General features: G+C 43.2%; 17 protein-coding genes. 14 read left to right on the forward strand and 3 right to left on the reverse strand.

Annotation, left to right across the window (positions count from 1 at the left end; all coding sequences use genetic code 11):
- Positions 1-163 precede the first annotated feature (163 nt).
- Together DFP75_RS16485 and DFP75_RS16490 are read left to right on the forward strand one after the other, a co-directional pair.
- A complete protein-coding gene (locus DFP75_RS16485) occupies positions 164-2,338 on the forward strand; it encodes a transglycosylase domain-containing protein (RefSeq protein ID WP_245927082.1) in 2,175 nt (724 codons plus the stop codon).
- Between the two features lie 268 nt (positions 2,339-2,606).
- The gene (locus DFP75_RS16490; RefSeq protein ID WP_110577149.1) at positions 2,607-3,437 is read left to right on the forward strand and encodes a substrate-binding periplasmic protein; all 831 of its coding nucleotides are present in this window, start codon (positions 2,607-2,609) and stop codon (positions 3,435-3,437) included.
- 27 nt (positions 3,438-3,464) lie between these two features.
- Here the strand turns inward: DFP75_RS16490 and glgA are convergent, their stop codons facing one another.
- A complete protein-coding gene (gene glgA, locus DFP75_RS16495; RefSeq protein WP_110577150.1) occupies positions 3,465-4,904 on the reverse strand; it encodes a glycogen synthase GlgA in 1,440 nt (479 codons plus the stop codon).
- A 93-nt stretch (positions 4,905-4,997) separates the two neighbouring features.
- On the opposite strand from glgA, the gene glgC reads away from it, so the two are divergent.
- From glgC to acpS, 8 genes are all read left to right on the forward strand, one after another.
- Positions 4,998-6,254 carry a glucose-1-phosphate adenylyltransferase gene (gene glgC / locus DFP75_RS16500; RefSeq protein WP_110577151.1) on the forward strand — a complete coding sequence of 419 codons (1,257 nt, stop codon included), beginning with the start codon at positions 4,998-5,000 and terminating at the stop codon, positions 6,252-6,254.
- Between the two features lie 329 nt (positions 6,255-6,583).
- Positions 6,584-7,216 (forward strand): riboflavin synthase subunit alpha, encoded by a 633-nt coding sequence (locus DFP75_RS16505; protein ID WP_110577152.1) that lies wholly within the window; start codon positions 6,584-6,586, stop codon positions 7,214-7,216.
- Between the two features lie 246 nt (positions 7,217-7,462).
- Positions 7,463-9,268 carry a translation elongation factor 4 gene (gene lepA, locus DFP75_RS16510; protein ID WP_110577153.1) on the forward strand — a complete coding sequence of 602 codons (1,806 nt, stop codon included), beginning with the start codon at positions 7,463-7,465 and terminating at the stop codon, positions 9,266-9,268.
- Between the two features lie 50 nt (positions 9,269-9,318).
- Entirely contained in the window at positions 9,319-10,143 is an 825-nt protein-coding gene (gene lepB, locus DFP75_RS16515; RefSeq protein WP_110577154.1) for a signal peptidase I, read from the forward strand.
- A gap of 18 nt (positions 10,144-10,161) precedes the next feature.
- A complete protein-coding gene (gene rnc, locus DFP75_RS16520) occupies positions 10,162-10,845 on the forward strand; it encodes a ribonuclease III (protein WP_110577155.1) in 684 nt (227 codons plus the stop codon).
- Positions 10,838-11,740, forward strand: coding sequence for a GTPase Era (gene era / locus DFP75_RS16525; protein ID WP_110577156.1), 903 nt, complete (start codon positions 10,838-10,840; stop codon positions 11,738-11,740). The genes rnc and era overlap by 8 nt, the downstream gene beginning before the upstream one ends.
- Positions 11,741-11,745: 5 nt before the next feature.
- Complete coding sequence (recO, locus tag DFP75_RS16530; RefSeq protein ID WP_110577157.1) at positions 11,746-12,489, forward strand: DNA repair protein RecO; 744 nt, start codon at positions 11,746-11,748, stop codon at positions 12,487-12,489.
- Between the two features lie 21 nt (positions 12,490-12,510).
- Positions 12,511-12,897, forward strand: a complete 387-nt coding sequence (gene acpS / locus DFP75_RS16535; RefSeq protein WP_110577158.1) for a holo-ACP synthase — start codon at positions 12,511-12,513, stop codon at positions 12,895-12,897.
- On the opposite strand, the gene DFP75_RS16540 is transcribed toward acpS, so the two are convergent.
- Together DFP75_RS16540 and DFP75_RS16545 are read right to left on the reverse strand one after the other, a co-directional pair.
- On the reverse strand, positions 12,864-15,665 hold the full coding sequence (locus DFP75_RS16540) for a response regulator (protein ID WP_110577159.1): 2,802 nt from the start codon (positions 15,663-15,665) through the stop codon (positions 12,864-12,866). The two genes, acpS and DFP75_RS16540, sit on opposite strands and share 34 nt — an antisense overlap.
- A gap of 24 nt (positions 15,666-15,689) precedes the next feature.
- Complete coding sequence (locus DFP75_RS16545; RefSeq protein ID WP_110577160.1) at positions 15,690-15,914, reverse strand: hypothetical protein; 225 nt, start codon at positions 15,912-15,914, stop codon at positions 15,690-15,692.
- Between the two features lie 198 nt (positions 15,915-16,112).
- Here DFP75_RS16545 and cysM point away from each other — a divergent pair, with 198 nt between their 5' ends.
- The 4 genes from cysM (at position 16,113) to mazG (ending at position 21,492) form a co-directional block, all read left to right on the forward strand.
- Positions 16,113-17,006: a cysteine synthase CysM gene (gene cysM, locus DFP75_RS16550; RefSeq protein ID WP_110577161.1), complete on the forward strand. Its 894-nt coding sequence runs from the start codon at positions 16,113-16,115 to the stop codon at positions 17,004-17,006.
- A 148-nt stretch (positions 17,007-17,154) separates the two neighbouring features.
- Positions 17,155-18,426 (forward strand): 23S rRNA (uracil(1939)-C(5))-methyltransferase RlmD, encoded by a 1,272-nt coding sequence (gene rlmD / locus DFP75_RS16555; protein ID WP_245927083.1) that lies wholly within the window; start codon positions 17,155-17,157, stop codon positions 18,424-18,426.
- Positions 18,427-18,442: 16 nt separating this feature from the next.
- Positions 18,443-20,692, forward strand: a complete 2,250-nt coding sequence (relA, locus tag DFP75_RS16560; RefSeq protein WP_110577163.1) for a GTP diphosphokinase — start codon at positions 18,443-18,445, stop codon at positions 20,690-20,692.
- Positions 20,689-21,492: a nucleoside triphosphate pyrophosphohydrolase gene (gene mazG / locus DFP75_RS16565; RefSeq protein WP_110577164.1), complete on the forward strand. Its 804-nt coding sequence runs from the start codon at positions 20,689-20,691 to the stop codon at positions 21,490-21,492. Before relA ends, mazG begins: the two co-directional genes overlap by 4 nt.
- Position 21,493 lies beyond the last annotated feature (1 nt).

Below are 21,493 nucleotides of genomic sequence, written 5' to 3' on the forward strand. Positions count from 1 at the left end.
GTTGCTTGCGTTTGACAAGCTCCTTATACTTGCCGCCATGGCTAAAAAAACTCCGGCAAAATCCTCTCGTAAATCTTCGTCCCAAACGAAAAAAGTGCGCAAATCTTCTTTTTTGAAGAGGTCATGTCGTTTTCTTTTTAAGTGGGGACTTATCCTCTCATTAGTGGCCAGTATCCCATTTGCTGTTTGGGTCTGGTGGTTAAACGGGCAAGTGGTGGAACGTTTTGAAGGCCAAAAGTGGCAGGTGCCTTCTGAGGTTTACAGTGCTCCTATTATCTTATCGAGCGGCGCGCCTTGGAAAAAACAAGATTTAGAGAGCTTGCTGGAAGAAACGGGTTATCGTTTTGGTCGGAACAGTCAAAAAGTCGGTTGGGCTGCTCGTAGTCAGACAAAAGTAAGCGCACACCTTCGTTCGTATGTCGATCATCTTGGTTTCCACGAAAGTGAAAGACGCATTTTTTCATTCGAAAATGGACGTTTGGTTATTCAAGCGTTGAATGGTGATGAAGTCGATGAGGCAAGAATCGAGCCTCAACGAATTGGCTATTTATATGGTGGTAACACAGAAAGCCGTCAAATATTGACCTACAAGGAAATACCCCAACCCCTTATTGATATTCTGGTGGCTGTTGAAGATCGCGATTTTTATCATCATTGGGGGATCTCATTAACAGGGATAGCACGAGCTGTTATTGTTAATTTTACCCACGGCGCTAGACGTCAGGGCGGCTCTACCTTGACTCAACAATTGGTTAAAAATATGTATTTAAGTTCGGAGCGAACTTATACACGCAAATTAACCGAAGTTGTGATGAGTTTGTTGCTTGAGTATCACTATTCAAAAGAAGCCATTATTACCGCGTATATGAATGAAGTGTATCTGGCTCAGCTTGGTAGCAGTGCGTTACATGGCTTTGCTGCCGCCAGTCAACACTTCTTCGGCCGACCTTTAAACGAGCTTAATATAGATGAATTTGCGCTCTTGGTTGGCATGGTAAAAGGCCCATCTTTATACAATCCTGAACGTTCGCCAAATAGGGCAAAAGCTCGACGCAATACCGTTTTAGCGGTGCTTAAAGAGCAAGGTCGTTTATCCGATAAGGATTATCAAAGCCTAATCAAGCGACCTATTCGTCTTGCCAGTAAGAAGAAAGAGCGCTCTATATATGGGGATTATTTAGACCTTGTTGCTATGCAGCTTTCTCGAGATTTTGATGAAACGACTTTGGCGACAAAAAATTTACGTATTTATACTGGTGTTGATATTCGAGCACAACGTGCTGCAAGTGCTGCAATGCAGCGTCAGGTAAGCGCATTAGAACGACGTGATGCGAAATTAAAAGGCCTTCAAGGTGCGATGGTAGTTACTGATCGAGTAACGGGGCAGGTGCGCGCTATTGTTGGTTCGAGTGGCCAGTACTACACAGGGTTTAACCGAGCGTTAGGCGCTGTTAGACCTATTGGATCATTAGTGAAACCGCCACTTTATATGTCAGCTTTGGCGACTGGGCGTTATACATGGTGGTCAAAAATTGAAGATAAGCGACTTCGTTTCAAGGTCGGTGACCAGATTTGGGAGCCTGAAAACTATGATCGTAAAACGCATGGTGTGGTGCATCTGTATGAAGCGATGGCGAAATCTTATAATTTGGCGACCGTCTCTCTGGCGGAGCAAATAGGCTTTGATCGGGTTGGGGATACGTTAAGACAATTAGGAGTTAAGCGCTCCTTTACTATGCATCCAGCCATGGCGTTGGGGGCATTAGAATTGTCTCCGTTTGAAGTGTCGCGTTTGTATCAGCCGATTGCGTCCCAAGGTAAAAGCAGTGAATTGGGTGTCGTCCTTGCGGTAATGGATCAAAATGATCGAATGATGAAGCGTTTTGACCAGCAAAACGATGTGCCTTTTACCGATGCTTTGCTGGCTGTGACACTGGATGGAATGACAAAAACGCCGAAAATAGGTACGGCGCGTGCTGCACAGGCAGCGTTTCCAGATCTGAATTTTGCGGCTAAAACGGGAACGACTAACCAGCAAAAAGACAGTTGGTTTGTTGGTATTACGGGAGATTACTCTTCAACCGTCTGGCTAGGTGATGACAACAATGTGCCACTCAGCATAACGGGAAGCAGTGGTGCTCAAAAAGTCTGGATAGACTTTACTAAAAACGTAAACCCTAGATCACTGCCAACAAGTTTGCCTAGTGGCGCGGCTCGTTATGATGTGCTCGATGACGAATTTGAAATAGCGGCTAGTCGCTGTAGTGATAAAATCACACTGGCTTTTATTTTAGGAACAGAGCCTAAAGACAGTACTTCCTGCTTTTGGCCTTTTTAAGGTGATTAGGGTTCGTCTAAAGAAGGGGTTATAAGGTTTAGGGCTTTATTCTGCTTTTTAGAGTATTGGAATGAAACAGATTACTGTTTTTTATAATCGAATCGTGATTATATTTACCGACAATGTTGTGTGTGAGCACAAGGGTCGGTTGCTGTTATAAATGGTTAATGAACTTACGTATTTTTTGCTGTAACGTGATCACTATATTTGTAGAGTACAGCGCGTCACTTGTTGTTTGAGTTTTATTTGTTATGGGGAGTGGCGTGATATGCGACTACATACACACCTGGTTTGCTGCTTATTAATGGCGACCTTCTTTAAAAGTTCGGCCGTTTTAGGCGAAGAAACTCTTCCTTCATCATGCACCCAGCTTACGGCATCAGGTAATTCAGAATACCCTCCTTTTTTGTGGCAAGCGCAACCAAATGCAAAGACTCTACAAGGTGTAAATCGCCTTATTATTGATGAGTTGAGCCAACGTATAGATATTCCTATTCGGTTGGTGCATGTGGGGCCTTGGTCACGAGCGCAAAATGAAGTAAAAAACGGGCGTATTGATTTAATGGCCGGTGCGTTCTACACCACTGAACGTGCCGATTATATGGACTATTTCACACCTGTCATGCTTCATACAACGAGTGTTGTGTGGCAACGCAAAGACAAGCCTTTTGCTTTTGATAAAAAAGAAGATCTGATTGGTAAGTGGGGCGTTACCGTTATCAATAACAGTTTTGGTCAGGAGTTTGATCAATTTGCCCAGAGTAAATTAAGCATATTGTCTGTTGCTAGTTTATCGCAAGCGTTGCGAATGCTTGCTGCCGATCGTGTTGATTATGTTTTATATGAAAAAAGTCCTGCTCAAGCTTACTCTGTGGTTTTAGGCTTGTCTGATACTATTGTTGCTCGGCAGCCATTTATAAGCAGCGAAGGCTTATACCTAACTATGTCTAAAAAGTCGCCATGCAATAATGATGATTTAAAGTATCGGATCGCTATTGCCTTGCAAGAAATGAGGCAGGAGGGCTTTACTGAAAAAGCCTTGGTTGAGGGCGAAAAGTTATGGGAAGAGAGTCGTCACGCTGGGTTATCTCTTGAATAAAAGATAACCCGCTTGATGAAAACAGGCTTATTTATCAATAAGAAGCGATTTATATAATGTTTCCCACTGATCTGTAACGGCCTCCCAGCTAAAGTCATAGCTCATTGCGTTCTTTTGTAATGCTTGCCAGCGCACTTTATCCTGATGAAAACAAGTCATGCAACGCTCCATGGCGGCCTGTAAAGCTTCTTTACTGGCATCAGCAAAGACAAAGCCATTTGCCTTCTCTGTGAGTTCAAAAACACTGTCAGCCAGTCCGCCTGTCTGCCTTACGATTGGCAGAGTGCCGTACTTCAAAGCATAAAGTTGTGTTAAACCGCACGGCTCAAATCGAGAAGGGATGAGTAAAGCATCAATACCAGCTTGGATGCGATGTGAGTAGTCTTCAAAATAACCAATGCGGACGGATACTTGTTCTGGGTATTTATCTTGTAAGGCTAAATAGCCAGATTCCAGCTGTTTGTCTCCAGAACCTAACACAACGAGTCTTGCGCCCTTATCTAACAAGTTGGGCATAACTTCTAAAATAAGGTCTAGTCCTTTCTGTTCGGTCAATCGACTGACTACGCCAAAAATGGGCTGATTCAGGTCTTCCGATAGACTGTTTTCTTGTAACAAGGCGAGCTTGTTTGCCTGTTTTTGTTTTAGGTTGTCTGTGTTGTACTGTTGAGCGATGAGAGGGTCGACTTCTGGTGACCATTGCTCGTAGTCTACGCCATTTAAAATGCCAACCAGTTTCTCAGACATCGCTCTTAATGTGCCATCAAGACCATCACCGTATTCTGGTGTAAGGATTTCTTGTGCATAGGTTGGGCTTACGGTGGTGATTGCATCTGCATACACAAGGCCAGCTTTTAGTCCTGAGAAGCGGCCATAAAATTCCATGCCATGCATGCTGAGTAGTTCAGTCGATAAAAATGTGTCAGAGAATTGATCCATATCAAAACTTCCGTTATAGCGTAAATTATGTACTGTTGTCACAATCGGAAGATGTTTTACTTTCCAGCTTTCAAGATAAGCTGCCGCGAACCCTGTTTGCCAGTCATTTAAATGAAGAATGTCTGCTTGCCAATCAATCAGATTGCCATGCAAAGCAAGTGTTGCTGTCGCCCATGATAAGGCGGCAAAGCGGATATGGTTGTCTTTGAAGTCTATTCCATTTCGATCAACGTAAGGGCCGTCTTCACGCTCGTACAGCGCTTGGCATTGGAGGAGGTAAATCGGTGTGTTGTTTTCTGGTATATGGGTTTCAAGAAGTAACAAATCTCCAACACCAAATGGATTTCCAAGGTTGATACTCTTTTGAATTGGCGCTACCTTTTCAAGTATGCCTTGATAGGCAGGCATGATAAGTTTGACATCAAGGCCCTTCTTTCGAAGAGCGACGGGAAGGGCACCTGCGACATCGGCCAATCCACCTGTTTTAATTAGAGGGTAAATTTCGGAAGCGGCAAAGAGTATTTTCATTATTAGGCATCTTATTGATTTGGAATAATGATACGAGTATACCTAAATGAAACTTTAAATAGAGTGTGTTGATAAAAATTTTAAGGGCATTACATGGATTTAAATACGGCGCGTATGAAAACTTTGTCCATTATTTTAGCCGGTGGACGTGGCTCAAGATTAAAGCAATTGACGGATAACCGCTCTAAGCCCGCTGTCCCGATTGCGGGTAAGTATAAAATTATCGATTTTCCGCTTTCTAACTGCATGAATTCAGGTATGAGACGAATCGCCGTTTTAACTCAATATCGGTCTCATACTTTAAATCAACATGTGCAACGTGGTTGGAACTTCTTGCGTTCCGATTTTAATGAGTTTATTGAACTCTGGCCTGCTCAGCAGCAGACTGGAGGCGATTGGTATCGTGGAACAGCAGATGCTGTTTATCAAAACTTAAGCATGATTAACGGCTTGGAAAGTGAATATATTTTAATTCTTGCCGGTGACCATGTTTATAAGCAAGATTATAGTGTTATGTTGCAAGAGCACATAGACAGTGGTGCCGATGTCACTGTTGCGTGTATTCAAGTTCCTTTGGCAGAAGCGGATCAGTTTGGCATTATGCATGTCGATGACAATGACAACATCATCGCTTTTGAAGAGAAACCCTCTAATCCTCCTACTATGCCGGGCAAACCCGATGTGTCTCTTGCTAGTATGGGAATATATATTTTCAATACAAAATTTTTATCTGAGAATCTGCGCTCTGATGCCAGTGATGATGCGTCGAGCCATGATTTTGGTAAAGATTTGATCCCTCTTTTTGTCGGCAGAAGCAAAATAAAAGCTCACCACTTTGCTAACAGTGTGATTGATAATAAAAGCTACCCAGACAAACCTTACTGGCGCGATGTTGGTACTTTGACTGCGTATTGGGAAGCCAATATGGATTTGACCCGTTTAGTCCCTGAATTGGATTTGTACGACGAAGATTGGCCTATTCGTACCACCCAATATCAACGTCCTGCCGCTAAGTTTAATTACAATTACGAAGAACGTATTGGTACGGCGTTGAATTCTGTTGTATCGGCTGGGTGTATTGTTTCAGGTTCTACAGTCGAGCAGTCTATCTTGTTCAACAATGTGCGAGTCAATTCATACTCACATGTGAATAAATCCGTTATTTTGCCTCGTTGTGATATAGGTCGTAATTGTCGCTTAAACAAAGTGGTGGTGGATTCCGATTGCCATATACCCGAAGGAACAGTAATTGGTGAAGATGCTGTTGCAGATGCTGAGCGTTTTTATCGTAGTTCTGATGGGATTGTCTTGGTGACTCAGGGCATGATTGACGCCCTATCTGAGAAGTAGTGCGAATAGACTAGGTTTCTCTCCCGTATAGACCGAAAAGCCGCTTATGATGAAGCGGCTTTTTTTTTAATTTTACCGAGCAATGCTTACTGCCAACTTGAAAATGGATAAAATGGGCGCATTAGTAAGGTTTAGTTTTATCTTTTTGTGAAGAAACTGTTATCCCCGTAACCTGTGGATAACCCTATTGGTGACACTGTGATAACTTGCTCAAAACCAGTTCTGATGCAGCTTTGAATAAAAGTGTTCATTTCTTCTTCAGTCTCGCTGGTGGCCAGCATTAAGTTCGTCATACCGCACATTTTTTCACCTATGAATGAGGATTCTTTATGTTTACGGGTATTGTTCAAGGTACTGCAACGGTTCAAAGTACAAGCCAAGTTGGTCGTAATAAACGACTAGAAATTGTCTTCCCAGCGGGTGTGATGTTGGGGCAGCAGTTAGGGGCTAGTGTTGCGATTAATGGTGTTTGTTTAACCGTTGCTGAGATTGGCCATGATGTTTTAACGTTTGATGTGATTGATACCACGTTAGCATTAACCAATATTGGTTTATTGCAGGCGGGTGATACGGTCAACTTTGAACGTGCGGCGCGCATGGGTGATGAAATAGGCGGGCATGTTATGTCTGGTCACATCATGACGTCTGTTTGTGTCACGCGTATTGAAAAAATCGAAGAAAGTGTTCATATCCGCTTTACGACAGATCGCCAACATGACGTCGATGCACGACGCTATTTATTTGATAAGGGTTATGTTGGCTTGAATGGCGCGAGTTTGACCATCAGCGACATTGGTGATGATTGGTTAGAGGTGTCGTTAATCCCAGAAACACTAAGGTTAACAACGTTTGGAATGCTCAGTGTGGGCGACAGAGTCAATCTTGAAATTGATTCTCACACACAAGCCACCGTCGACACGGTTGAACGAGTCTTAAAAGAAAGAGGGATTGTGTTGCCTTAATCCTATGCATTGACTTAACTTGCTGGGCTCTTCTGGCTTGACCGCTGAAATAAATGGAGTCCACGCTCGATTTTCGGTAGAATGCTCGCCAATTTCTATCCTGAAAATGTGTTGATAAGCTTTTTCATAGTACAAACATGGTAATGGAGCTCAATTTGAACGCCATTTTGATGAAAATGTGTGCATATGTGGCTTATTTATCAACAGGAAATCATTCAAATATCGCTTTTTAAGTGTGAGTAAATAGTGTCTTCCAATAATCTTAAGCACATACGCAATTTTAGTATCATCGCCCACATTGACCATGGGAAATCGACATTAGCCGATCGCTTCATTCAGACTTGTGAAGGCTTGAGCGAGCGTGAGATGTCGGCTCAGGTTCTCGACTCAATGGACATTGAGCGTGAACGAGGCATTACCATCAAGGCGCAGAGCGTCACGCTGGATTACCATGCGAAAGATGGTCAGGTCTATCAGTTGAACTTCATCGATACTCCTGGACACGTAGATTTCTCGTATGAAGTATCACGCTCACTGGCTGCTTGTGAAGGCGCATTATTGGTAGTGGATGCGGCGCAAGGTGTTGAAGCTCAATCTGTTGCAAACTGTTATACCGCTATCGAGCAAGGCCTCGAAGTTATGCCAGTCTTGAACAAAATCGATTTGCCTCAGGCTGAGCCTGAACGTGTTTGTGCAGAAATTGAAGAGATCATTGGTATTGATGCCATGAATGCTGTGACTTGTTCTGCAAAGACAGGCATGGGGGTTGATGATGTATTGGAGCGATTGGTTGCGACTATACCACCACCAGAAGGTGACGTAGATGCGCCGCTTCAAGCGCTTATAATTGATTCATGGTTTGATAATTACCTAGGCGTTGTTTCTCTTGTTCGTATCAAGCAAGGAACATTACGTAAGAAAGACAAGATTTATATTAAATCGACTAAACAAACTCACCCTGTTGATATGACGGGTATTTTTACGCCTAAGCGTAAAGAAACTGGTATTCTGCGCGCTGGTGAAGTGGGTTATGTTGTTGCTGGTATCAAAGACATTCATGGCGCACCTGTTGGTGACACTATTACACACTCATCGACTCCTGATGTGCCTCAATTGTCTGGTTTCCAGAAAGTTAAGCCGCAAGTATACGCTGGTGTTTTCCCTGTAAGCTCTGACCAATACGAAGATTTCCGTGTTGCCTTGGATAAATTAACCCTAAATGATGCTTCCTTGTTCTTTGAACCTGAAAGCTCAGACGCATTGGGTTTTGGTTTCCGCTGTGGCTTCCTAGGGATGTTGCATATGGAAATCATCCAAGAACGCTTAGAGCGTGAATACGATCTCGATTTGATCACGACAGCGCCAACGGTAGTTTTTGAAGTTGAATTAAACAATGGTGAGGTTATCAATGTTGATAGCCCATCTAAAATGCCTGACCCTGGCACTATTAAAGAAATGCGTGAACCTATTGTTGAAGCCAATATTTTGGTTCCACAGGAATACTTGGGGAACGTGATTACTTTGTGTGTGGAAAAGCGTGGCATTCAAAAAGACATGTTGTACGTTGGTCGTCAGGTGCAACTGCGTTATGAGTTGCCAATGAACGAAGTGGTAATGGATTTCTTTGATAAATTGAAGTCTTGTAGCCGTGGTTTTGCCTCGTTGGATTACAACTTCTCTCACTTTAGTCCTGCTCCGTTGTGCCGTTTGGATATACTTATCAATGGTGAGCGTGTTGATGCATTAGCCTTGATTATGCATAAAGATAACGTTCAGTTCAGAGGGCGTGCTTTGTGTGAAAAAATGAAAGATCTGATTCCTCGTCAGATGTTTGATGTTGCCATTCAGGGTGCGGTTGGCGCGAAAATCATTTCGCGAACAACGGTCAAAGCGTTGCGTAAAAACGTTATAGCGAAATGTTATGGCGGTGACGTGAGTCGTAAGAAGAAATTGCTACAGAAACAAAAAGAAGGTAAAAAACGCATGAAGCAGGTGGGCAACGTTGAAGTGCCACAGTCTGCTTTCCTTGCGGTTTTGCAGCTTGATAGCTAGCCAGAAAATCAACTGGTGCGCACGAGCGCACCAAGGCGGAGAAATGAAGTATGAGTTTTGATTTCGAATTGATACTGGCGATTGCGTTTTTGGTAACCGGTGTTTTTTGGGTTTACGACCGCATTGTATATTTACCAAAACGCAAACAGGTTCTGGCGAGCATGGCGACAGAGGCGCGCAGTGCTTTAGACAAAGATGCGAAAGAAAGATTGGCGCAAACCCCTAAATTTGTTGTAGAGGTTAAGTCTTATTTTGTCATAATCGCAATTATTTTTGGTCTGCGCTCTTTTGTCGTCGAACCTTTTCAGATCCCATCAGGTTCTATGTTGCCGACGTTAAAGATTGGTGACTTTATTCTGGTGAATAAATTTGATTACGGACTTCGTTTGCCAGTACTCAATACCACTATTATTCCTACCACAGAGCCAAAACGTGGTGATGTAGTGGTTTTTAAGTACCCGCTAAAACCTGATTTAAACTATATTAAACGTTTGGTGGGCTTGCCTGGTGATCATGTTGTTTATCGCAATAAGATCTTAACGATAAATGGCAAGCAAGTGAGTAAAGAGTTTTTAGCTAAGTTGCCTGTGTCGTTGAACCCGGATCAAGAGCCGGTTGAGCTATTTAACGAAAACTTAGGTGGCGTGCAGCACGAGATTTATAATAGTTTCCGATTTACTCCCCATGAAGGAGAATGGACGGTTCCTGAAGGTCATTACTTTGTAATGGGAGATAATCGAGATAATAGCGCAGATAGCCGATTCTGGGGCTTTGTTCCTGATGAGAATATGAAAGGCCGCGCTTTTTACGTGTGGTTACATTGGGATGAGTTTTTCAGTATTCCAAGTTTTAAAAATAACGGTTTGATTGAATAAGTATTTTTTGGAGAAATTTTGAGTTCATTGTATCAGAAGCTGAGTCGGCGAATAGGTTACTTTTTTGCCGACCTTGGACTGCTTGAGCTGGCGCTAACGCATCGTAGTTTTGGTGGAAAAAATAATGAGCGCCTTGAATTTTTAGGTGACTCGATTCTTAACTATGTGATCGCTGAAGACCTATTTCATCGTTTTCCAAAAGCTAAGGAAGGTGAATTGAGCCGCTTGCGTGCCTCTTTGGTGAAAGGTGACACGCTAGCTGAACTCGCTCGTGAATTTCAACTAGGCGACTATTTGAAGCTGGGTGCTGGCGAATTAAAAAGCGGTGGCTTTAGACGTGACTCTATTCTGGCAGATACGGTAGAAGGCATTATTGGTGCTATGTATTTGGATGCCGGCATGGATGTTTGTCGAGAGCACATATTGTCATGGTACAAAGAACGTTTAGATGCGACATCTTTGAAAGTCGTTACGAAGGATGCCAAAACGCGTCTACAAGAGTATTTACAAGCCCGTAAGCATGCTTTGCCTCAGTATGATGTGGTAGACATTGTTGGTGAGCCACATGACCAGACGTTTCATGTTCACTGTTATATAGAACTCTGTGAAGACGCTATTGAAGGGAAAGGTAATAGCCGCCGTATTGCGGAGCAAAATGCCGCTTCAAAAGCACTGAAACAATTGGAAAAGAAAGATGTCTGACGTTGAAATTACACACTGTGGTTATATTGCCATTGTTGGTCGCCCTAATGTGGGTAAATCCACTTTGCTTAACCATATCTTGGGTCAAAAACTGTCGATTACTTCGCGTAAGCCGCAAACGACTCGTGACCAAATTCTTGGTGTAAAGACCGAAGGGCATGTTCAAGCTATTTATGTTGACACTCCTGGGCTGCATCTCGGTGAGGCAAAAGCAATTAACCGAATTATGAACAAAACCGCCGCAGCGGCTTTGAAAGACGTGGATGTTGTTTTGTTTGTTATCGATGCTGACCGTTGGACTGAAGAAGATGAGTCTGTTCTTCAGAAGGTTAAGCATGCGCGTTGCCCGGTTATTTTGGTGGTAAATAAGGTTGATCAACTAGATCAAAAAGAAAGCCTGTTGCCACGCTTGGCAAATTTATCTGACCGAATGAATTTTGCGCAAATAGTGCCGATATCAGCGTTACGTAATAATAACCTTGATCGTTTAGAGCGTTTGGTTGAGAGCTATATTCCAGAAGGCACGCAATTTTACCCAGAAGATCAAATTACCAATCGTAGTTCTCGTTTCCTTGCGGCAGAAATCGTTCGTGAAAAGATTACTCGTCAGCTTGGCCAGGAAGTGCCATATGAAGTGGCTGTGCAAATTGAAGAATTCGTTTTCGAAGAGTCTGCTATTCATATTAGTGCGTTAATCTTGGTAGAGCGGAATGGCCAAAAGCGTATCATTATTGGTGAGCGTGGCGAAAAAATTAAGCTCATCGGCAAAGAAGCGCGTATTGATATGGAGAATCTGTTTCAACATAAAGTGATGCTGAATCTTTGGATTAAGATTCGTTCTGGCTGGTCTGATGATGAACGTGCGCTAGCCAGTTTAGGTTATCAGGAAGAGTAATTCCGATGCGCGTATCTGCGTATGTTATCCACACTCGTCCTTTTCAGGATAACAAAATTTTGCTCGATGTATTAACCCTTGAGCAAGGTTTGGTAAGAGGCGTGTGGCGATTACCTAAAAAAGAGGCTCGGGTCATACCTGGGCCTTTTTTGTGTTATGAAATGGAGTTTTCTGGCCGTAGCGACTTAAAGACAGTGAAAAGCTTAGAATCTATTACGTCTGCTTCTGCTCTTGAGGGATTGCCCTTGTATGCTGCGCTTTATGTGCATGAGTTGCTGGAAAAGCTGCTCCCGATTAATCTTCCCTTGCCTGATGTGTATGAGCTGTATAAATGGCTTATTGAAAGCTTGTACGCAGGAGCGCCAATAGCGCCTTTGTTACGACGTTTTGAAGTCGGGTTGTTCTCCGAATTAGGGGTGGCTATTAATATGCTTTCCACAAGCCGTGGTGAGTTGATAGACGCGAAGCAGCTCTATCAATTTCACTATAAGTTTGGCTTGCGTCCATATTATGGCGAGAAGCCGAAACTCTTGCCTATGTTGTTTGTAGAAGGGCAGGTCGCGCTTGATTATCAAGCGGGGAAATGGACAGATAAGCAGGTGTTAAGCCTTGCCAAAGAATTGCATCGTAATTGGTTGGACAGCTTGTTAAATGGTAAGCCTATCGTTGCAAGGCGTTTATTGCCAAAACAGTCCTTCCAAGGAGAGTTGCATTTGGGTGTGCCAATTTTCCGTACGTTGAAAGTTTGAGTTGAGTGAAGAGGTTATATCTTGATTATTGGTGTTGGAACGGACTTAGTAGAAATTGCCCGTATTGCGCAATCTATCACTCGTTTGGGAGAGCGTTTTGTTGATCGCATTTTGAGTGCGGACGAGAAAAAATGTTGGCAAGCTATTAGTAATGAAGATAAGGCCATTGCCTATGTCGCGAAACGTTTTGCCGCAAAAGAAGCCGCAGTAAAGGCATTGGGTACGGGAATTGGTTCTGGTGTGAGTTTTCAGCACTTTAGTGTTATGAATTTGCCCACAGGTCAGCCGATTCTTGTTGTTGATGATGCTATTGCGGCTCGTTATGATTTTCCTATTTCATGGCATGTAAGTTTAACGGATGAAAGGGCGTATGCTCAGGCCTTTGTAGTACTTGAATCTAAGGCTTGATTCCAAGGAATAAGCTGGCGATGATCAAGCAGTTCATCGATGGCTTCTAAAAAGTCCTCGGTGACGCCCTCGGCGTCTTCCATGCCGAGTTCCTTTAGATGGGTTTCAAGGAAATTTGCGTGTCTCGCGATATTTACTGTACCTGTGTATTTTGATGCACCGTGTATTCGGTGAACCACTTCAATAAGTTTTTTAGTATCTTGGTTTTCTAAGTGATGCTTAATCAGCTTCTTCTCTGCGCTTAGGGAATCAGCCAGCATATCGAACATTTCTTTTGCAATCTCTTCTTTGCCGTCGACAATAGATAATGCTTTTTCTAAGTCAAATATATCAACTAGCTTTGCATTGACTTGATCTTGAAAGGTGTCGGTATTGGAGCACCATTTTTCGATCGTGCTAATGAGAAGCTCTTCGTCAATGGGCTTGGTAAGATAGGCATTCATCCCACTGCTGAGCATTTGTTGCTGCTCTGACCCTAAAGCATGGGCTGTTAGGGCGATGATAGGCGTGTTTTTGTAGGCGTCGAGTTGTCTTAAATGCTGGGTAGTTTCCATGCCATCCATTTCTGGCATTTGTATATCCATAAAAACCAAGTCGAAATGTTTATTCATCGCTAGGTCTAAGGCTTGTTGTCCGCTGTAGGCTAAGGTGACATCGAGTCCGATCGGAATGAGCCAATGGTTAAGCAATTGTAAATTGATTGGCGAGTCATCGACCGCAAGTATGCTGAGGCCTTTAATCTTGTCTCGTTGAGCATTGGTTTTTTGAGGTTGAGAGGTGGTGATCGGATTATGCCCTAAGTTTTGCAAAGCATGATAAAGGCGATCATGACTGATTGGCTTTAGCAAAATGTCACTGCAAATATCTTTTAAGTCTGGGTAATGTGTAATTTGGCCTGGTGGTTGGATCATCAGAATGCATGGAATAGAGAACTGCTGGGTCGAATACGTGATGAGTTCCCGGATTTCATAAATGCTTTGTTCATTTGGTACAACGCTCAATAGAATGGCATCTATTTTGTCGTGCTGTTTGTTTAAAAGTGCAACGGTTTGCTCGATATCTGAGCATATACTGCAACTGACCCCAATACTCTGTAAATAGTTGTTTAGATAGCTTTTATAGGTGGAGCTAGGTTCCAGTATGAGGGTATGAAGTCCAAGTGATGTTTTGTCACTTTGGGTTTTGGTCGATTTTTTCAGTGTGATTGTAAAGCGAAAGGTGGAGCCAATACTTGGGTCACTGCTTATTTCAATTTTGCCGTTCATTTGTTCAACGAGCTTTTTGGTTATAACCAAACCTAACCCTGTTCCGCCAAACTGTCGAGTGGTGCTGGTATCGACTTGTGAAAAAGGCTTGAATAAACGATGAATTTTGTTTTCTGCAATGCCAATGCCGGTATCGATAATTTGAAAAGACAGGGTGATATCTTGATCGTTCTCAGTCGCAATAGCGACACGGGTTCTCACCGAACCTTGATGGGTGAATTTAATCGCATTACCGATTAGGTTGGTTAAAATTTGTCGTATTCGGGTGCTGTCACCAATAAACCATTCCGGTACATCTAAGCCAAACTCTGGGACTAAATCGATGTGCTTTTCTTTGTTGAGTAAGTTGATACTTAATGTCTGGTAAACATCGTCTATTAAGGTTTTAAGATTGAAATGGTTGCTTTCTAAGCTAAGCTTGCCTGCTTCAATTTTAGAGAAATCCAAAATATCACCGATAACCGCCAGTAGGCTGTTGGTAGATTGCTCAATGGTGTTCACATAAAGGCGGTGTTGAGGGTCTTTTATGTCTTTTTGCAGGGTTTTTGTATAGCCGAGGATAGCGTTTAGAGGGGTTCTTACCTCGTGGCTTATGTTGGCTAAAAATTGCGACTTTAAGCGGTTGGACTCCATTGCCTCGCGGTTGGCTATGTGCAACTGGGCGCTTTTTTCTTCCATGCTATCTAAGCTACGACGAATGTCTTCTGTGGCTTGTTCAATGCCCGAGACGAGCTCTTCATTATGGTGCTCCAGCCTTTCCGTCAAATCGAGTAAGTCTCTTTGTATGGAGGTGTATTCTGCTGGTAGTTTCATCAGCTTCGCTGTGGAAAATTGACCTTTGACCAGTTTACTTAATGCTGAAGCCAGTTTGTTTATGGGTTGGGTGAGGATTTTTGACGCATGGAATGCGCCTAATATCATGGCAACGTTAAAAAGCAGAAAGATAAAAATGACTAAGCTGGAGTACTGGTATTTTTCTAATTGCACAGTGGCTTTATTTGCCTCCACTCTGACCCAGCCAATTAGGCTGCGCTGATCTTGGGTGTTGAAAAGGTCAGTTTGACTGTTGAAAATACCGTCCAGAGAGTTACTGGTATAGTAGATAGCGCTAATAGATTCGAGGCGGTCTTCGTATTCGATCACTTCATTTTTTTCGGGAAAAAAAGGACTGTTTTGTATCGATGGTTTGCCTAGTTCGGCGATGGCTTTTTGTTCACTGTTGTAGAGTTGGACACTACTTATATTTGGGTTGTTAAGTGCGTTTTGTAGAATCCGATACATCATGTTTTGGTCAGAGAACACAATGGCATAGGCGCTCGTTGTGGAGACTTGTTCTGTTATGTGGCGTGATTGCTCATGTAGGTTGCGATTTAGATCATTGAAACGCGTAGATAATAAGAAGATGGTGACCATCAAAGAGATAATGAAAGAAGGAGTGAATAACACCCAAAACAACTTGCTGCTTAGGCTCAGTGAAGTGATATTAATAAAAGGAATTTTCATTGTGCGAGCCATAGATATAAAAGGTTAGTAGCATGCTAAGCGGCCTTGTTCTTTGCGTGTGTCGCATTCTTTTTCATAATTTTCGCATGCCGCTATTTCGTCACCGGATGCCGAGTCTAGGTAAGCGCATGCTCGCCAATTTTTACGTAATTCTGCGTTGCTTAGCTCTGTGAGGTCTTCCGCAGGCTTGTTGCAGCCGCTTATTACTAGTAACAAAAAGAGCAATGTGAGAAAGCGTGTAGCGCGCATAGGGTTAGTCCAAGTGAAGTGCAAACAGCAGATTTTACCTACCTAAAAAGATAGAGTAACCTGTTTTATTTTTCAAAATGAGAAACTAACACTAAGTTTATAACGCTTTCTTATTGTACTGTTGGGCGTAAGTGTTCTTAAATAGGCCCATAGCGTTAAGTTTCATTCCCTCAGTCATCAATGTCAATGAAGTTTTTTATGATCCAATACCCTAGCATCGAGTCCTTAATTGGACACACTCCTCTGGTTCGCTTGCAGCGCATCAACCCAAATCCAAGTAATACGATTTTATTAAAGCTTGAAGGCCAAAACCCAGCAGGATCAGTAAAAGACCGCCCTGCATTGAATATGATTCTTCAGGCTGAACTTCGCGGAGACATTAAGCCAGGTGATAGTTTAATTGAGGCGACAAGTGGTAATACTGGGATTGCCTTGGCGATGGCGGCAGCCATTAAGGGCTATAAAATGCACCTGATTATGCCGGATAACATGAGCCAAGAGCGAAAGTCAGCGATGACGGCTTATGGCGCCATCTTGCACTTAGTGACAAAAGAAGAGGGTATGGAAAGAGCCCGTGATCTTGCTCAAGAAATGCAAGATGAAGGTGTTGGTATTGTATTGAATCAGTTTGCAAACCAAGACAATCCTAATGCGCATTATCTCACAACAGGGCCTGAGATTTGGCAACAAACACAAGGAGCCGTGACACACTTTGTGAGTTCAATGGGCACCACGGGCACCATTATGGGAGTGTCACATTATTTGAAAGAGCAGAATAAAGACATCCAAATTGTTGGTCTTCAGCCTCAAGATGGTTCAAGTATCCCAGGTATCCGTCGTTGGCCAAAAGAGTATTTGCCTTCAATCTTTGACGATAGCCGAGTGGACACCATTATGGATGTGTCGCAAGAGGCCGCTGAGACAACAATGCGTCGTTTGGCGAAAGAGGAGGGTATTTTTTGCGGTGTGTCTTCGGGTGGTTCTGTTGCGATAGCGATGGAATTGTCTAGGCAGCTAACGGATGCCGTGATTGTCGCGATTGTGTGTGACCGCGGAGATCGTTATCTGTCGACTGGCGTGTTTGATGGCTGAGTGATCAATGGCTATTAAGGCTTGCTTTCGCGTACAGTTCTATCTACAGATGAGATAGAATAGATATGCATTTATCCTATATTCAGGAACAAGAGAGCCACCTTTGAGAAGAAGAACACCCCCTCGCCGAACAAGCAAACCCCAGGTATTGGGCCCCGTCCAGACTTACCATGTGGAAGGCATTACTCATGAAGCCAAAGGCGTTGCTCGCCTGAATGGTAAAGTGACCTTTATCGAAGGTGCTTTACCTGGTGAATCAGTGACTGCGCAAGTGACTAAAGCTGGACGTCGTTTTGATGAAGCCGCTTTGCATTCGATTATTGAGCCAAGTGATTACCGAGTTGAGCCTGCTTGCCCACATTTTTCTATTTGTGGTGGTTGTAGCTTTCAGCATTTAGCCGATGAAAAGCAATTAGCTGCCAAACATGATTGGCTGCAAGGACAGTTGCGCAAAGTAGCGACAATGCAAGATTTTGAGTCTCTGGTTGATGCGCCAACACAGTACCGTCGCCGAGCCCGAATAGCCATTGAGCAAAAGAAAGGCCAACTGGCAATGGGGTTTCGTGGCAAGTCCTCAAGCGATATCGTTTCTATTGATCAATGTGTTGTGCTTACTGCTCCTTTGCAAACCATTTTTTTGTCACTAAAAACTGCGTTATTACAAAGTGAGTTAGCGGGTTTGCTTGGGCACATTGAATTGTTAGAAGATACAAAAGGCGTATCCGTGTTGTTTCGATTGAACTTTGAGGTGAGTGATGAGCTCAAAGAAACGTGGGAACGCTGGGCGCAAGACGAGCAAATTACGTTATATTGGCAAGCACCAAAGGCGAGCAAAGCGGAGGTGTCGCCAGAAAAAATGCGCCATTATGAACTTGATGGGTTGAAATTGAGTTATCACCCTCAAGACTTTATCCAAGTGAATGCCGCGATGAATCAAAAAATGGTGATGCAGGCGATTGATTGGTTGGCGTTAAATGATCGAGACATTGTGTTGGATTTATTCTGTGGTGTGGGTAATTTCTCTTTGCCTTTAGCTAAGTACGCACAAAAGGTAATTGGCGTTGAGGTGCAAGACTCTATGGTGGAGGCTGCGCGTCACAATGCACAACTAAATAGATTGGATAATGTCGCATTTGTTGCTGCAGACTTGACTCAGCCGGTTGAAAATGGGCTTATTAGCAAGCAAATTACAAAAGTGCTGCTGGACCCTCCACGTGCGGGAGCATTTGAATTTTTAGACAGCATCATAAAAATTGCACCAACACAAATATTGTATGTTTCTTGCAATGCTTCTACTTTAGCAAGGGATGCCGAATATCTAGTTGCAAAAGGATATCGTGTTTTGAGGGTGAGTTTGATGGACATGTTTCCGCAAACTTCCCATGTAGAGACGATGATGTTGTTGCAAAAAAAGAAGTAACTTGAAGGGCGGATAAATGGTAACGGTAAGAAAAGATCACCCTGTTTTAGATGATGGTAGCGTGGATATTGATGGTTGGATGGGGCACTTTTCTCATTTAATCGATGACAGTGCTCGAGTGCCTTTGCGTATGGCTTGTGAATTAGCTAGGCAGGCAGAACTTCAATCTGCAAGACCATCTTATTGGGGGCCACAGGCAAGTACTTTTCGAGCCGGACTAGAAATGGTCGAAATTTTGTCTGGCTTTCGGGCGGATCAAGACTCCTTGGTAGCGGCTGCCGTCTATCGTGCAGTACGAGAAGACCAACTGCCTATTTCCCGGGTGACGGACATGTTTGGGCGCAAGGTGGCTCTGATTGTCGAAGGCGTCATTAAAATGGGGGAGGTTTCTAAAAACCTCACTGCAGACACGGCGGCAGAGGTGCTTGGAAGCAGTGAAAATCAATTAGAATCTTTGCGCAAAATGCTGGTTTCTATTATTGATGACGTCCGCGTTGTATTGATTAAATTGGCGGAACGCGCCTGTGCTATCAAAGAAGCAAAGCATCAAAGCGAAGAGCGACGTGTTGCTGTTGCACTAGAAGTACAAAGTGTTTATGCCCCATTGGCCCATCGTTTAGGCATTGGTCATATAAAATGGGAGCTGGAAGACCTGTCTTTTCGTTACCTATACCCCTCTGACTACAAACGTATTGCTACCTGGTTGGATGAAAAGCGTTTAGATCGTCAGCAATTCATTGACGATGTTATCTCTTTGCTAGATGAACGACTAAAAGCCATTAATATTCACGCCGATCTAATGGGACGTGCCAAGCACATCTACAGTATTTGGCGAAAAATGAAGCGTAAAAATATAGGCTTCGATGAAGTCTATGATGTGCGTGCTGTTCGTATTTTGGTGGATGAACCAATGGAGTGCTATGGCGTTCTTGGTGTTGTTCATAATTTGTGGCGCCCCATTCCGCAAGAATTTGATGATTACATTAGCAATCCTAAGTCTAACGGATACCAGTCTTTGCATACGGCAGTGGTTGGTCCCCAAGGACGAGCGCTGGAGATCCAAATCCGTACGCATAAAATGCATGAAGATGCAGAACTGGGCGTGTGTGCGCATTGGAAGTACAAAGGAACCGATTTAAGCTCTAACAGCACCAGCTATGAAGAGAAATTGCAATGGCTGCGTACCATTTTGGACTTTCATGAGGTTCAAGGCGACTTGGAGTCTTTGTCTGAGCAAGTTCGCAGTGATATAGAGCAAGATCGTATTTATGTTTTTACGCCTGATGGGCATGTTGTCGATCTTCCAGTTAACGCTACGCCTGTTGATTTTGCTTACCGCGTCCATACGGAAATTGGACATCGTTGTCGAGGTGCAAAAGTAAACGGCAAGATTATTTCTTTAGTAACGCATCTAAAAACTGGCGACAAAGTCGAAATTCTAACCACGAAAGAGGGTGGACCGAGTCGCGACTGGCTCCACCCTACATTGGGCTATGTTCAAACTAACCGTGCAAGAGCCAAAATCCAGAATTGGTTTAGAAAAGAAGATCGAGAGAAAAACCTTGAAGCGGGTAAGCAATTACTAGATAAACAGCTAAAACGTTTAGGGCTTGAAGATAGTCGTATTGATTTACAGGCGATATCAGCGCGCTTTAATTTTTCTTATGCCGAAGAAGTGTATGTGGCGTTAGGCGCTGGCGATATACAGTTGGCACGCGTTTTAAGAGTTATTGATGACTTTTATAACCTGAATGGCGAAACTTCACCAACGCGACCAATTCGCCTTAAAAAGAGCCTTCATAAGTCGTCTGATAACGATATTCATATATTGGGTGTTGGCAAATTACTTACCCAAATGGCCAAGTGTTGTTCGCCAATTCCTGGGGACGATATTGTTGGTTTTATTACCCAAGGGCGCGGTGTATCGGTACACAGACAAGATTGTATTAATATCGTGCAGTTAGGATTGGATGAGCCCGAGAGAATCATTGATGTAAGCTGGGGTGAAGAGCTAGACAATCAGTACCCTGTAAATATTCAGGTTGAAGCTTATGATCGCACTGGTTTGCTTAATGATATTACCAGTCTGTTGGCCAACGAGAAGGTCAATTTACTATCGATGAATACCTTGTCTGCAAAGGAAAATCATACGGCGAGCATACGTTTTACTATCGAAGTAGGCGAGTTAAGCGTGCTAAGCAAATTGCTGCACCGCATTAATCAGCTGCCAAATGTCTTAAATGTGTTTAGAGAGAGAGACTTTTGAGTAACGCCATTACCCAGTTGCAGTATTTAATGACCTGCTTGAGAGATGAGCAGTTTGGGTGTGCGTGGGATAAAAAGCAAACCTATAAAACGATTGCACCTTACACTCTGGAAGAAACCTATGAAGTGCTAGATGCCATTGAACGAGAAGATTTTGAGCATCTAAAAGAAGAGCTTGGCGATTTACTGTTTCAGGTGGTTTTTTATGCGCAAATAGCGGACGAAGAGCAACGCTTTTCTTTTGAAGATGTGGCCGCTGGTATTGTTAAAAAAATGCTACGGCGTCACCCACATGTGTTTCCAGACGCAGACTTGACGCGTTTTGGTGAGCCGACAGCGCTTACCGAACAAGAAGTTGCTGAGCAATGGCAGCAGATTAAGGCGCAAGAAAAAGGGGATAAAAAAACGAGCATGTTAGCGGATGTGCCCGTGTCGATGCCAGCCTTAATGCAAGCCATTAAAATTCAGGAAAAAGTATCGAAAGTGGGTTTTGATTGGTCAGACATTAAGCCCGTTTTTGACAAAATTCGTGAAGAGTTAGATGAGCTTGAAGAGGCGATTCAAGAGCAAAATCAGCCTCATATAGAAGAAGAAATGGGGGACGTTTTGTTTGCAATGACAAATCTATCTCGTCATTGCAAGGTGTCTCCTGATATCGCTCTAAATAAAACAAATGTTAAATTCCGTAGACGGTTTGCTAGAATTGAAGCGCTTGTTGCAGAGCAAAATAAAACGCTAACAGATTGTTCTTTAAAGGAACTAGATAATTTTTGGGATCAAGCTAAACGCGAAGGTTTATGAG

The sequence above is a fragment of the Marinomonas alcarazii genome (assembly GCF_003208215.1).
In the GTDB taxonomy this organism is placed as follows: domain Bacteria; phylum Pseudomonadota; class Gammaproteobacteria; order Pseudomonadales; family Marinomonadaceae; genus Marinomonas; species Marinomonas alcarazii.